The sequence below is a fragment of the Porphyrobacter sp. HT-58-2 genome (genome assembly GCF_002952215.1).
Taxonomy (GTDB): domain Bacteria; phylum Pseudomonadota; class Alphaproteobacteria; order Sphingomonadales; family Sphingomonadaceae; genus Erythrobacter.
In genome coordinates this window covers 3,138,495-3,152,733 of record NZ_CP022600.1, presented here as the reverse complement: position 1 = coordinate 3,152,733, position 14,239 = coordinate 3,138,495, and the positions used below count along the sequence as shown (strand labels likewise).

The 14,239-nt window shown below is 63.9% G+C and carries 11 protein-coding genes and 1 pseudogene; 7 read left to right on the top strand and 5 right to left on the bottom strand.

The window, feature by feature from the left end; all coding sequences use genetic code 11:
• The first annotated feature begins 208 nt into the window (after positions 1-208).
• Positions 209-1,129: a TorF family putative porin gene (locus CHX26_RS14900; protein WP_104943051.1), complete on the top strand. Its 921-nt coding sequence runs from the start codon at positions 209-211 to the stop codon at positions 1,127-1,129.
• A gap of 41 nt (positions 1,130-1,170) precedes the next feature.
• Here the strand turns inward: CHX26_RS14900 and CHX26_RS14895 are convergent, their stop codons facing one another.
• Positions 1,171-1,923: an SIMPL domain-containing protein gene (locus CHX26_RS14895; protein WP_104943475.1), complete on the bottom strand. Its 753-nt coding sequence runs from the start codon at positions 1,921-1,923 to the stop codon at positions 1,171-1,173.
• 77 nt (positions 1,924-2,000) lie between these two features.
• On the opposite strand from CHX26_RS14895, the gene CHX26_RS14890 reads away from it, so the two are divergent.
• The 6 genes from CHX26_RS14890 to CHX26_RS14865 all read left to right on the top strand — a co-directional run bounded on the left by CHX26_RS14890 (position 2,001) and on the right by CHX26_RS14865 (position 8,745).
• On the top strand, positions 2,001-2,438 hold the full coding sequence (locus CHX26_RS14890; RefSeq protein WP_104943050.1) for a VOC family protein: 438 nt from the start codon (positions 2,001-2,003) through the stop codon (positions 2,436-2,438).
• Positions 2,439-2,568: 130 nt separating this feature from the next.
• On the top strand, positions 2,569-3,984 hold the full coding sequence (locus CHX26_RS14885) for a glycosyl transferase family protein (protein WP_335682326.1): 1,416 nt from the start codon (positions 2,569-2,571) through the stop codon (positions 3,982-3,984).
• A gap of 11 nt (positions 3,985-3,995) precedes the next feature.
• Positions 3,996-5,174: a hypothetical protein gene (locus CHX26_RS14880; RefSeq protein ID WP_146107753.1), complete on the top strand. Its 1,179-nt coding sequence runs from the start codon at positions 3,996-3,998 to the stop codon at positions 5,172-5,174.
• Positions 5,175-5,258: 84 nt separating this feature from the next.
• Positions 5,259-6,176: a sulfite exporter TauE/SafE family protein gene (locus tag CHX26_RS14875; protein ID WP_104943047.1), complete on the top strand. Its 918-nt coding sequence runs from the start codon at positions 5,259-5,261 to the stop codon at positions 6,174-6,176.
• Positions 6,177-6,238: 62 nt separating this feature from the next.
• Positions 6,239-6,955: a TIGR02186 family protein gene (locus CHX26_RS14870; protein WP_104943474.1), complete on the top strand. Its 717-nt coding sequence runs from the start codon at positions 6,239-6,241 to the stop codon at positions 6,953-6,955.
• A 92-nt stretch (positions 6,956-7,047) separates the two neighbouring features.
• Positions 7,048-8,745, top strand: a complete 1,698-nt coding sequence (locus CHX26_RS14865) for an ATP-binding protein (RefSeq protein ID WP_104943046.1) — start codon at positions 7,048-7,050, stop codon at positions 8,743-8,745.
• A gap of 132 nt (positions 8,746-8,877) precedes the next feature.
• Here CHX26_RS14865 and CHX26_RS14860 read toward each other — a convergent pair whose 3' ends face one another.
• The 4 genes and pseudogenes from CHX26_RS14860 to CHX26_RS14845 form a co-directional block, all read right to left on the bottom strand.
• Complete coding sequence (locus CHX26_RS14860; protein ID WP_104943045.1) at positions 8,878-9,612, bottom strand: 7-carboxy-7-deazaguanine synthase QueE; 735 nt, start codon at positions 9,610-9,612, stop codon at positions 8,878-8,880.
• 427 nt (positions 9,613-10,039) lie between these two features.
• Positions 10,040-10,489 (bottom strand): hypothetical protein, encoded by a 450-nt coding sequence (locus tag CHX26_RS14855; protein WP_146107752.1) that lies wholly within the window; start codon positions 10,487-10,489, stop codon positions 10,040-10,042.
• Between the two features lie 103 nt (positions 10,490-10,592).
• Positions 10,593-11,243, bottom strand: a complete 651-nt coding sequence (locus CHX26_RS15765) for a hypothetical protein (protein ID WP_146107751.1) — start codon at positions 11,241-11,243, stop codon at positions 10,593-10,595.
• Between the two features lie 115 nt (positions 11,244-11,358).
• Positions 11,359-14,156, bottom strand: a pseudogene (locus CHX26_RS14845) (valine--tRNA ligase).
• Positions 14,157-14,239: the final 83 nt, after the last annotated feature.

Here is a 14,239-nt window from a genome sequence, read left to right as displayed (position 1 = left end):
CGCATCGTCTGATCGCAAGCAAGTCCGCGGGTATCGTGCCAGAGGGTGGCGAATTTGCGCCCAAATCCGGGCAGCAGCCGACAATCTTTCGGCTTGTATATGCAAGACTAGTAATATTTGCAGATACAGATTCGAGCGAGGCCGGTCACAGAACATCGGCGGTCGAATTCGCAGGCGGGACAGCACTCCAATCGAGTAGGACGCTGTCATGTCGATCACCACTCGCGGTCTCTCCGCCGCACTCATTGCTTATTGCTTTGCTTCGACTGTTCCAGTGCTGGCTGAACAGGTGCCCGCAGCCGTCACCACACCAGGTGATGCAGGGCGGTTACCCGTCAGTTATAGCCTTGTCCCCGCTACACACGAGGCTCCGGCCTCCGGCGTCACGCTGGCATCCGTGTCGCAGCTGCGCAGCGTTGCGCCGATATCCGGTTCGGCCAGCAATATTGCCGAGGATGAATCCGGCTCAGCCTTTACCTTCACCGGCAATGTGGCGCTTGCCACACAATACCGTTTTCGCGGGGTCAACCTGTCCGGCAGCGAGATTGCCATTCAGGGCGGCTTCGATGTCGCCCATACATCGGGCCTCTATGCCGGCACCTGGGCTTCGACACTGGATAATGACATGGTCGGATATGGCAGCATCGAACTTGATCTCTACGGTGGCTGGACCGGCCAGGTAAGTGAGGGGCTGACAGCTGACGTGGGTTTCATCGCCTATACCTATCCCGATGCGCCTGCTGGAGACTTCGATTACTACGAGGTTTTTGCCAACCTTGCGTTCACGCTCGGCCCGGCGGCGACGACTGTCGGGGTCAATTATGATCCCAAGCAGGATGGTCTCGACTTTGGCGGGCTGACGCGTGACAATCTTTATCTTTACAGCGATATCGGGGTCGGCATTCCCGATACCCCGGTCACGATCACCGGGCATCTCGGCTATACCGACGGTTCGCTTTCGTTCGAGGCCGACAGCAAGAGCTGGGACTGGTCGATCGGGGCCAGCATGCCGCTGGTCGGCCCGTTGACCGCCAGCGTGGCCTATGTCGATGCTGAGGCAGATGTGGCGACCGGCAACTTCAACCCGACCAGCAGCGCGGTCGTGGCAACCTTGAGCGCGACCTTCTGATCCGTGCGGCAGGGGCAGGCCTGGCCTTCCCCTGCCCCCGGTCAATCGAGCGCGAAGCTGACCGTGGTGACGACCCGCACCTTTTTGTAGGGGCTGTCCGACATTCCCCAGCCGCCCGCCTCGCCGTCGCGTGCCTCGATGGTGAAATAGCCTTGTGTCGCCTCGCGGATCTTGCCGACGCTGGAACCGGAATCCTCGGCGAATTGCTGCGCCGAAGCGCGCGCGTCCTTGGTCGCCTCGGCCACCATTTCGGGCTTGATGTCGTTCAGTTTGGTGAAGGTGTAGGCCATGCCGGAACCTTCCTCCAGAAACACCCCGCGCCCGACCAGATCGAACTGCCGCGCTACGGCCTTCTGGGCGCGGGCGATGTCCTCGCTGCGCAGGGCCAGTCGCTGACGCACGGTGTAGGTCGTGATCCCTTCGTTGGTGTAGCTTGAGACATTGGCGCCGGTCGGCTGGAGCGCCTGTGCGGGAAAGCCCAGATCCTTGAAAAAGGTCTCGATCGCCTGCGTGTCGCGACGCACCTTGTCCTGCGCTTCGGCAAGGCTGGTCGAGGATGCCGAATAGGAAATCGTCCACGTGGCTAGATCGGCCGTGACATCGCGCTCGGCAAGCCCGCGCACGGTGACGGCGCGCTCGGCGTCCTTGGCGCGCAGCAGTCCGTCGCCCAGCAGATAGCCGCCCGCGATCAGCCCGATTGCAAGGATCCCCGCCGTGCCGAACCAGCGAAGGGTGGCAGGCTCACGCCAGTCGCCAACTGCTGCATTCGCCGGTTGCACATCATCGCCGCTCATCGCATTGTTCCCCTGTTCGAGTTGGTGCGACGAGTTGTGCATCACTGTCGATGAACCGTTTTTGAATGGAATGAGCCATGGTGAAATATCTCCACTCGATGATCCGCGTCACCGATCCGGACGCGACGGTGGCGTTCTTCAAGCTGATCGGGCTGGAGGAAGTGCGTCGTTTCGATGTCGAGGCGGGGCGCTTTACGCTCATTTTCCTCGCCGCGCCCGGGCAGGCGGGAATCGCCGAGGTCGAACTGACCTACAACTGGCCGCCGGAAGACGGGAGCGCGCCCGAAGCCTATGACGGCGGGCGGAATTTCGGCCACCTCGCCTACCGGGTCGAGAACATCTACGAGACCTGCCAGCGCCTGATGGATGCCGGCCACATCATCCACCGCCCCCCGCGCGATGGACATATGGCCTTCGTCAAATCGCCGGACGGGATTTCGGTCGAACTCCTGCAGGAGGGGCATCTCGAACCGGCCGAGCCATGGGTCAGCATGGAAAACATCGGCAACTGGTGAAGCGGCGATGCTTTACTGCCCGGCCAGAATGGACGCCATTTAAACCGACAAAACAACCCCATGCGGTTGCAAGGAACGTAAAGACAATGTAAATCGGCGACTTACTGGGGGAGGGGTCGCCTTGTCCATCGTGCAATACGATCTGTGGCAGTGGCTCGCCCTGCTGCAATATGAACTCCTGCTGTTTGCCGGGGTGTTTTTTCTCATCGGCGCGCTTGACGACCTGGCGGTGGACGCTGCGTGGTTGTGGCTGAAGGCGCGAGGTCAGGCCGTGACCGGCAAGCGCCGCCGGTCGCTGCTTCAGCATCGCAGCCTGTCGGGTCCGGTCGCGGTGCTGATCCCCGCATGGCAGGAATCGGCGGTGATCGGGCAGACCATCCGTCACCTGCTCGACACCTGGCCTCAGCCGATGCTGCGGCTTTATGTCGGCTGCTATCGCAATGACCCTGCAACCCTGGACGCAGGCGTGGCTGCGGCCCAGGGCGATCCCCGGCTACGGCTCGTGATCCTCGACCATGACGGGCCAACCACCAAGGCCGATTGTCTCAACCGCCTCTATGCCGCGATGACGATCGACGAGGAACGTGCGGGGCGGCGCTTTGCCTTCACGGTGTTTCACGATGCCGAGGACATGGTCGATCCCGGTGCTTTGGGCCTGCTGGATGAGGCGATCGAGCAAGGCGCCGATTTCGTGCAGTTGCCCGTCGAACCGCTGGTTGTGCGTCACAGCGGCTGGCTCGCGCGCCAGATCGGCAGCCATTACTGCGAGGAATTCGCCGAGGCGCATGGCAAGGCGATGGTGGTGCGCGACGCCTTGGGTGTGGGCCTGCCGGGGGCGGGGGTGGGCTGCGCCGCCTCGCGTGAGGCGCTTGGACGCCTGGCGGCGCGCCGTGCAGACGGCCTGCCTTTTGCGGAGGATTCGCTCACCGAAGATTACGAACTCGGCCTCGGCATCGCCGCGGATGGCGGGCGGTGCCGCTTTATCCGGGCGCGCGGCGAGGATGGGCGGTTGATCGCCACCCGCGCCTTTTTCCCCCACCGGTTCGAAACCGTGGTGCGCCAGAAGAGCCGCTGGGTGCTGGGCATTGCACTGTTCGGCTGGGATCGGGTTGGCTGGACCAGAGGCGTGACCGAATGCTGGATGCGTGCGCGCGACCGTCGTGGGCCGCTGACGGCGCTGGTATTGCTGGCGGGCTATGCGCTGGTGCTGCTGACCGGAGCCATGGGCCTTGCGGTGGTGACCGGCATGGCGGAACCTGCCCCGCTCACCCCGCTGCTCAGGGCAGTGCTGATCGCCAATGCCGCCGCTTTCGCGTGGCGGATCGTGATGCGCTTTGCCTTCACCGCCCGCGAATATGGTCTTGGCGAAGGGCTCTTGGCGGTGCTGCGGGTGCCGCTTGCCAATGTAATTGCGATCATCGCCGGACGCCGCGCTGTGACCACCTATATCGCCGCCCTCGCAGGACGTGCGGCGGTGTGGGACAAGACCGAACATGATCATCACCCTGCCCAGATCATTTCCACACTGCGGGCGGCGCATCGGTGACGGCGCGGCCGATGATGGTGCGGCCGCGTGGCGGGCCGTTGGTGGTGCTGGTGATGCTGTTGACGGCATGGGGTGCGGGCCGCGCGATCTGGTGGGAGAGCCCTTTCGCCACGCTTGATCTGCCCGCTGGCCTGCAATTGGCGGCCACGCCGGGCGCGGCACCGCTTGAGGCTTTGCTGGCGGGACTTCCTGCGCTGGCTGAGAAAGGCGCCGGTCTTGGCGCTGCGCCTGACCTTCGTGGTCTCGCTGGTGAAGGTGCGCCGATGCGCTTTGCTCTTGTCCGCGCGCCCCGCACCGGCGCTGGCGAAGGCAGCGTCCTCGGCAGCGGGGGAATGGATCCCCGGATCGCAGCCGGGCACCGCTACCTGCTTTACGCCGCCTACGAGGCCGGGGCCACGCCTGTAGCCGGAATAGCCGGTTGGGGAGATGCGGCAGGCACCCAGCCGATGTTTGCCGCCACCGGGCAGACCGCCACGCAACCACCCTTTCTCCCCGGTCCCCGATCGGGGAAGCCTGGGGCGGATCGCTGGTCGCTTGATGGCTGGGTGTTCGGGAGGCAGGGTTCCGATGCTGCGCCGGTTTCGCAGGGGCGGGTGCCGATCTATGGCGCGAGCCAGGCGGGTGCGGTGCTGCAATACCGCCTCGCGCCCGATGCACACCGCGACCCCCGGCTCTATGCCCGCGCCTATCAGGCGCTGGTGCGCAGGGGCGAGCGCGAACTGGCGCTGGGCGCTTCGGCACGGCCGCTGGCCAAGGTGCCGGTGCGCGTCTCGGCCGAGGTTCGCTACACCGATGCGGCTTTTGACAATATCGTGCGTCCGGCGGCTTTCGCGATGACGGAACTGCCCGTGGTGGAGCTTCCGTTTCGCACCCGGTTTGAGGTCTATGGTCAGGCGGGCTGGGTCGGCGGGTCGGGCGCGACTGCGTTTGCCGACGGTCAGGCCGCCCTGACCAGAGACGTGCCGGGTCTCACGGCGCGCGATGGAACAGGCCCGCGTCTCAGCATCGGCGCAGGTGCCTGGGGCGGGGCGCAGGAGGATGCCCAGCGGTTCGACATCGGGCCGACGATGCGGCTTGATCTGCGCCTCGGCGAGGTGCCGGCCCGCCTCAGTGTCGACTGGCGCGAGCGCGTCGCGGGCGATGCCTCTCCGGGATCGGGGCTGGCAGCGACCCTGTCGACCCGGTTTTGATTTCGAGGCTGACCCAAGCGCGATCGTAGAACAAGTATCCGGCGCGGCTTTTATCCCCCCGCAGCCTCGGCTAGTCCCTTGGCCATGGACGTCTACCTGCCCATCGCGAATCTCTCGGTCAACGGCCTCTATATCGTGCTGCTGGGCGGGCTGACGGGCATTCTTTCGGGCCTGTTCGGCGTGGGCGGCGGCTTCCTGACGACACCGCTGCTGATCTTTTACGGCATCCCCCCGACGGTGGCGGCAGCCTCGGCGGCAACCCAGGTCACGGGTGCGAGCGTATCGGGCGTGCTTGCCCATTCGCGCCGCAAGGGGGTCGATTACCGCATGGGCGCGGTGATGGTCGGTGGCGGGGTGATCGGCGCGCTGATCGGAGCGGCGCTGTTCAGCGCGCTGCAATCGCTGGGGCAGATCGATGTCGTCATCAATATCCTCTATGTGCTGATGCTCGGCTCGATCGGGTCGCTGATGATGCGCGAGGCGATCAGCACGCTGCGCCCCGGCCTGCTCGGCAAGGCAGGCGCGCCGGTCAGGAAGCGCCGTCATCACCCGCTCGTGGCATCGCTGCCCTATCGCTGGCGGTTCTATGCCTCGGGCCTGTATATTTCTCCGCTGGCCCCGGCGATCCTTGGGATGCTGGTCGGCATTCTGACGATGCTGATGGGGGTGGGCGGCGGGTTCCTGCTGGTGCCTGCGATGCTCTATATCCTCGGCATGAGCGGCAATGTCGTGGTCGGCACCTCGCTGTTCCAGATCCTGTTCGTGACCATGGTCACCACCATGACCCATGCGCTGACGACCAAGGCGGTCGATCTGGTGCTGGCCGCGCTGCTGCTGCTGGGATCGGTGCTCGGCGCGCAGTTCGGGACGCAGATCGCACTGAAGGCCAAGCCCGAATATCTGCGCCTCGCGCTCGCCGCGCTGGTGCTGCTGATCGCGCTGAGGATGCTCTACGGCCTCGGCGTGCAGCCTGACGAGATCTACACCGTGGTGCCGCTTTGAGTTTCGCCCGGCTGGGCCTCGGCCTGCTTGTCGCCGGGGGGGCGCTGGTTGCGGCGCCGGCGCTGGCGCAGCGGGAGCCGCTGCTGGTGCCGGCCGTCAGCCAGTCGCGGATCGAAGTGCGCCAGGGCTTCACCGGCGCCCGGTTGCTGCTTTACGGCGCGGTGATCGATCCGCGTGGTACCGGCGCGCGGGGCGAGGATTACGACATCGTCGTGGTGCTCAAGGGGCCGACCGAGGCGGTGCGCATCCGCGAAAAGGAGCGCATTGCGGGCATCTGGGCCAATGCCGGGTCGAGTGACTTCCGCTCCGCCCCGGCCTTCTTCGCGGTCGCGTCATCGCGCCCCGTGCGCGACATCGTCGACGAACGCACGGCGGCGATCTATGAGCTTGGCACCGACTTCATCCAGCTTTCGCCCTCGGGCCAGATCGAGCCGGAGGAACAGGCCCGCTTCGCGCAGGGGCTGGTCGCTCTGCGGCGGCGGCAGGGGCTGTATCAGGAAAATTCGGGCGGGGTGCGGATCGCCGAAAAGGTGCTCTATCAGGCCCGGATCGACTTGCCGTCCAACGTCACCACGGGCCGCTACACCGCCGAAACCTTCGCGATTGCGCGTGGGCGCGTGCTGGCGAGCGCAACGGCGCGGATCGAGGTGGTCAAGGCCGGGCTGGAGGGGCAGGTCGTATCCGCTGCCCAGCGCTGGTCGTTTTTCTACGGTCTGGGCGCGATTGCGCTGTCGCTGGCGATGGGCTGGATGGCTGGACGGCTGTTCGCCCGCCCCTGATCCGGGCTGCGTCCTGCATCGTTGACCCGTTCTTAACCGAACTGACCCTATTCCATCCGCGATACCGCGCTGGCGCGCAGGGAAGGGCGCAGATGACTGATCACGGCAAGCAGGATTTCGAACGTTTCACCGGCCCCAACCCGGCTGGCGAGGAAGAGGTCGCCGCGGCTTACGCTACCAGCGGGCAGAACAATGCGCGCCTGCCGATCGGTGTGGTGCTGGAGATTTCCGGCTCCGGTTCGCAGATCGCGCTCGATCTGCAGCGCATCAATGAATGCATGGCGGATGCCGATCCCTCGATCGCGATGGCGGGGCAGGTGGGTAGCCAGATCAAGATCCGGGTCGGCGATGCCTGGCTGCTTGCCAACGTACGCGACCAGCGCAAGGACCGCCGCACCGAAGGCGGTATCATCGCCAATATCGACTTTCTCGGCGAAGGCAGCGAGGAAAAGCTGACGGGCCGCATTCACGGCTTCAAGCGCGGCGTCACGCGCTATCCGATCCCCGGCGCCATGATCTATCCCGCCACCACCCGCGATCTGGAACAGATCTACGCTAGCGATGGCCGCGCCAGTATCACCATCGGCAAGGTGTTTCCCACCAAGGACATTCGCGCAGGGCTCTATATCGACGCCATGCTGGGCAAGCACTTTGCTTTGCTCGGTTCGACCGGCACCGGCAAGTCGACCAGCGCCGCGCTGATCCTGCACCGCATCTGCGAGGCCGCGCCCAAGGGGCACATCGTGATGATCGACCCCCACGGCGAATATTCCGCCGCGTTCCGCACGACGGGGCAGATCCTCGACGTGTCCAACCTGCAGATGCCCTACTGGCTGATGAACTTCGAGGAACACTGCGAAGTGCTGCTCACCAGCAGCGGGAACGAACGCCAGGTCGATGCCGACATTCTCGCCAAGTGTCTGCTCGGCGCGCGGCAGAAGAACCGGCTGGCGCAGACGATGGGCAAGATCACGGTCGATTCGCCGATCCCCTATCTGCTGTCGGACTTCAGCAACATCCTGCAGGACGAGATGGGCAAGCTCGACAAGGCAACCTCCTCCGCGCCGTTCATGCGCATCAAGGGCAAGCTTGACGAGATCAAGGCCGATCCGCGCTATCAGTTCATGTTCTCAGGCATGCTGGTGGGCGACACGATGGCCGATTTCATCAGCAAGATTTTCCGGATGCCGGGCAATGGCAAGCCGATCTCGATCATCGATGTGTCGGGCGTGCCGTCCGACATCACCTCGACCGTGGTAGCCGTACTGAGCCGTCTCGTTTTCGACTTCGCCATCTGGGGCCGCGAGGAGAAGACTCGTCCGGTGCTGCTGGTGTGTGAGGAAGCCCACCGCTACGTCCCCAACGAAAAGAACGCCGATGGCTCGTCGGTTGGAAAGATCCTCAGCCGCATCGCCAAGGAAGGCCGGAAATACGGGATTTCGCTGGGCCTCATTACCCAGCGTCCGTCCGACCTTGCCGAAGGTGTGCTGTCGCAGTGCGGCACGATCATCTCGATGCGTCTCAACAATGACCGCGACCAGGCCTTCGTGAAAGCCGCCATGCCCGAAGGCGCGCGCGGGTTCCTCGATTCGATCCCCGCGCTGCGCAACCGCGAATGCATCATCTGCGGCGAGGGCGTGGCGATCCCGATCCGCGTCAACTTCGACAACCTCGAAGAACACAAGCGCCCGGCTTCGGAAGACCCGAGCTTCGTCGATCTGTGGAGCAAGGACGGCGGCGAGGAAGAACTGGTCGAGCGCGTGGTGATGCGCTGGAGAAGTCAGGGTTAAGGGGTAAGGTCTCCTTCTCGCTCTGGTTCGGACCCATAGGGTCCGCAAGGCCGACCGGCCGCCCGCAGGTGCTCGCGCGTAGCGCGAAACCGCACCGAGGACGCTCGTCCGGAGGGGCGGGCGCAAAACAAATCACGTGCTTCTGGTATCCCCGTAAAGGTGGATGTGCATCCGGTCGCTCATGCGGAAGCCGTGCTTGAGGCATAGCGCGCTGAGCCACGCCTGCCGCGCGCGCAAGCTGGTGCTGTCGGTTCCTTCCGCCATCAGGAACACCTGCTCGGGGCGGAAGCGGTAGCGACGGTGGAGCGCCTGCACCTCGTCCACATCCTCCGGCGACGCCACCACGAATTTCAGGAAGGCGCGCGGCTCGGTGGCCCATGCGTCGAGCCGTTCGGGGATCAGCGCCAGATCGGCCGGGTTGCCGCTATGGGCGAGCTTGGGGCTGACATTGTACTGATCGACCCGGATATCGAGCCGCGCAGGCGGAGCGACAGTGCCGTTGGTCTCGATCTCCACCGCCATGTCCGGCAGGTGTGCCAGCATTTCGGCAAGGCCTGCGGCCTGAAGCAAAGGCTCGCCTCCGGTGATGACAAGGCGCTTCTGACCCAGCGCCGCGATCCGCGCGGCGGCTTCGGCGGGGGAGAGCGTCACCTGATTGGCCTTGCGATCAAAGGCTATGCCATCGCGGTGCGGGCGGTTGTCGCCCTCGAACCGCCAGGTGTAGGCGGTGTCGCACCACATGCAGGCAAGATTGCAGCGGCTGAGGCGCACAAAGGCCACCGGCACGCCCATGCTCGGCCCCTCGCCTTGCAAGGACGCGAAAATCTCCGGCCCGCCGGTGTCGTCGGTGGCGAGGACGAGGTTCATCGGGCCACCCCGCCGCAGCTTGACAAACTTGACACCCTGTCAAGCGCGGCCTTTCGCAAAAAAATGTTTTCTTGCAGATGGTTATGCAGGATTAGCCCCGCTTGACGGACAGGGGAGAGGGGGCTTGTTTTGGGGGCGGCGCTGCGGTTCATCCCCGCCCTATGGCACGAAAAGGGCCGGTAGGAAATTTGCGAGCCACAGCCGGAACACGCAACGACCGCATTGCTGCGTACCGGGAAAAAAGCTGCCGGTCAGAAACCGACCCCGTTGCTGCCATTGTCTAGTGCGCACTTCAATTCATGGATGGTACCGATCTGCATTGGTAGACAGAAAATCCTACGCGCGGCAGGCGGCTCCAATGTCTCAATCCCGGAAAAACGGTTAGCGCCCTGCGACTGATCGCAATCCGGTCACCTTGCACTGACGATCAGCTTGTTGGCTCGGCCTCCGTTGTCCCCGGCTTCACTGGACGCGAAAGGTCGTTCGTTGCTGTAAGCATGAACAATGTCTCGTCGACTTTTTCCCAAGCTACCTGATAAACTTCAGGATCGATCACCGGGCGATCATCACGGCTTTTTCCCATGAGCCCCAGTCTTGCGCGGCGTTCGACGAAATTGAGCCGCACCTTGGTCGACCCGTTGGGCATGGGCAGAAAACTCGCCGTGACTGCGACTTCCGAATAGGACTCGCTGCCGATAATCAATCTTTCTGCCAAAGGCGTTGTATCGACCGATGGGCTGACCGCCGAAATGAATCCGCTCGGCAGGTCGGCGCTTTGCAGGATGTAACCCAGATCCTGCAACACCGACATGACGGACTTGAACGCAAGATCGCGCGGGACGTTGAATTCGCGCGCCTGAATGGCCTGCAATTCCAAGGGTACCGCCATCTGGCTGACCGCGGCTACGCCATCGGTTGTGGTGCACGAGGACAAGAGCACCCCTAGGGCCAAAGCCGCCGATGCCCGCTGGCAAAGCCTTCTAGAATTCACTGGCTCGGCTCCTGAAATCAGAAACAACATCGTTTTCGTCAAATCGAATGATGAGCGTCATGGTCCGCATGGTTTCCGAAAAGGCAGCCTGATCGGACGCCGATCCGCCCAGCAGCACTGTCCAAGCATTGCCTCGGGTTCCGCTTTGGGCAACCCGGGCGTAGCGTTGATAGGACCACACCTCGACGCCTGAACCATCACGTGTAGTCACGTTGGGTGCACCGAAAACGTCAAGCACGTCGGACTTGCGGGTCTCGCCGACCCGCAGATTCATTTGGACGTTGCCCTGTGTCAGTTGGTTGTTTGCGAGGGGGGACTGGATGTTGACCTGTTCGATCGGACGAGGGCCTTGGCTTGCGCACGCAGTCAGTATGTAGAGTGTCAAGACGGGCAATAGAGTTCGATTCAGGCGAAACATAGAAAGCTCCAACGCAGGCTGAATCCTGATCGGCACCCTTTCCGCTTGTCCAACGATGTTGCTCTCAGAGTGCCGTATGCAATGCGATAGCAAAGCCAGATTGCTTATAGATGAACAGATTGATTTCATGAGATAATATACAAATCTGCCAAGATTCAGAGGTTGGCTGCGGCACGTTCCGGCGGATCCACTGTGCAGCTTGAGGGCATAGGTCAGTTGCATCGTTGGACGCCACCTTCATGAAGGCAGAAATCCACCCATCATCAGACATAGCTGCCTTGCCCGAAGCTTCCCGAAAACGGACGCTTCGCCGGTTATCTGCGGCCTTGGTCCGAATTTACCCCAGCCGAGCCAGTGCCGCCGTCAGGCGTTCGACCTCGCCCGTGTGGTGGGCGAGATCGGCGCGGGCCTTTTCGACCGCTTCGGGCTTGGCCTTTTCGGCGAAGGCGGGGTTCGACAGGCGGCCTTCCAGCGATTTGGCTTCCTTCTGCGAGGCCGTCAGCGCCTTTTCCAACCGGGCCTTTTCCGCCGCGATGTCGACGATCCCTTCGAGCGGGATGATGAACACATCCTCGCCCGCGGTCACCTGCATCGCCGGGCCAGCGGGGGCTTCGCCCAGATGCACGGGGGTGAGGCGTGCGAGACGCTCGATGGCGGCACTGCTGCGCTCGATGGTGCGCGCCGCCACGTCCGAGGGGTTCGCCAGCCATGCCGCCAGCTTGGCGCCCGGCGCAATGCCGAGCTCGTTCTTGGCCGAGCGTGTGTTGGTGGTGAGATCGATCACCCAATCGATCGCGTCGGTCGCTTCCTTGGAGACTTCCGCTTCGGGCTTGGGCCACTGCGCCACGATCAGCTCGTAATCGCGCTGCCCCAGCTTGTGCCACAGCTCCTCGGTGATGAAGGGCATGAAGGGGTGGAGCATGACGAGGATCTGGTCGAGCGCCCATCCGGCGACGGCACGGGTCTCGACGGCGGGCGGGCTGTCGGCGTCACCAGCGAAGACCGGCTTGATCAGCTCCAGATACCAGTCGCAGAACTTGCTCCACGTGAACTGGTAGATCGCATTGGCCGCCGCGTCGAAACGCAGATCGGCCATCGCCTTGTCGATCTCGGCGACGCATTGCTGAACCTCGCCGATGATCCACTGGTTGGCGGCGAGGCGGGCAGGGGGTGCCTTCACCCCGCCGATGCCCCGATCCCGTTCGACTGGCAGAAGCGCGCCGCGTTCCACAGCTTGGTGGCGAAGTTGCGGTATCCCTCGACCCGCTTCTCGTCCATCTTGATGTCGCGGCCCTGGCTCTCCATCGCCGCCATGAAGAAGCGGAGCGCGTCCGCGCCATACTGGTCGATGAGGCCCAGCGGATCGACCACATTGCCTTTGGACTTCGACATCTTCGCGCCATCGGCGGCGCGCACGAGGCCGTGGAGATAGAGCCTGTCCCAGGGCTTTTGCCCCATGTTGTAGAAGCCCATCATCATCATCCGCGCATCCCAGAAGAACAGGATGTCGAAGCCGGAGATGAGCAGGCTGTTGGGGAAGTGCTTTTCGAGCAAACTCCCGTTCGTGTCGAGCGAAGTCGAGACACCGTTCTCTTGCCTCTCGACTTCGCTCGGGGCGAACGGCGATTGGGCGTCAGGCCAGCCCAGCGTGGCGAAGGGCCACAGGGCGGATGAGAACCACGTGTCGAGGACGTCCTCGTCCTGGGTCAGAGCGACGTCCTCGCCCGCCATGGCCTGCGCCGCTTCGGCCGTTTCGGCGACGAAGCAGCGGCCGTCATCGGCAAACCACGCCGGAATCCGGTGCCCCCACCACAATTGGCGCGAGACGCACCACGGCTGGATGTTCTCCATCCAGTTGAAGAAGGTTTTCTCCCACGTCTTGGGCACGATCTGGATGTCGCCCGAGCGCACGGCCTCGATCGGCTTCTTCGCGAGTTCCGCGGCGTTCACATACCACTGGTCGGTCAGCCACGGCTCGATCACCACGCCGCCGCGGTCGCCGAAGGGGGTGGCGATCTGGCGGGGTTCGGCGTCGTGCGCCACTTCCTCGCCGTCCTTGTTCTTGGTGATGTGCGGGATGAGGAAGCCCTGCTCCTTCATGCGCTGGACAACCAGCTCGCGCGCACCATCCACGCCGTCGCGGCGGAAGCGATGCAGGCCGAGGAATTCCTCCGGCACCAGCCCGTCCGCCGTCTGGCAGACGTTCGCTTGCGGGTCGAGCATGTTGAGCATCTCGCCCGCTGCGATTCCCGCGCGCTTGCCCACCTCGAAGTCGTTGAAATCATGGCCCGGCGTGATCTTGACGCAGCCGCTCCCCAGTTCGGGATCGGCGTGCTCGTCGGCGATCACCGGAATGCGGCGACCGGTGAGCGGCAGGATCACGTGCTTGCCCACGACGCTGGCGTAGCGTTCGTCCGCCGGGTTCACCGCCACGGCCATGTCGGCCAGCATGGTTTCGGGGCGGGTGGTGGCGACCTCCAGATAGTCGCGCCCGTCATCCAGCCGCGCGCCATCGGCCAGCGGATATTTGAAGTGCCAGAAGCTGCCCGCGATGGTCTGGGTTTCGACTTCCAGATCGGAAATCGCGGTTTTGAGCTTGGGGTCCCAGTTCACTAGCCGCTTGTCGCGGTAGATGAGGCCATCGTTGTAGAGATCGACGAAGGTCTTGATCACCGCCTTGGTAAAGTGCGGGTCCATGGTGAACTGCTCGCGGCTCCAGTCCATCGAGCAGCCCAGGCGGCGCAGCTGGTTGGTGATGGTGCCGCCGCTTTCGGCCTTCCATTCCCACACCTTCTCGACAAAGGCCTCGCGCGTGTAATTGGTGCGCTTGTCCTGCCGCGCTTCCATCTGGCGTTCGACCACCATCTGCGTCGCGATCCCCGCGTGATCGGTGCCGACCACCCACAGCGCGTCCTTGCCGCGCAGGCGTTCATAGCGGATCACCACATCCTGCAGCGTGTTGTCGAGCGCGTGGCCGATGTGGAGCGAGCCCGTCACGTTGGGCGGCGGGTTGACGATGGTGAAGGCTTCCGCGTCAGGACGCTCGGGCCGGAACAGGCCGTTTGCTTCCCAGTGCTGATACCAGCGCGCCTCGATTTCGGCGGGGTCGAAAGTGGTGGGCAATTGCTCGGTCATAATGGCCCGCGCCATGCCAGCACCCATGTTGCGATGCAATGTGCAAAGGAACGGCAATGGCAGGCGCCGTTCGCCGCGAGAGC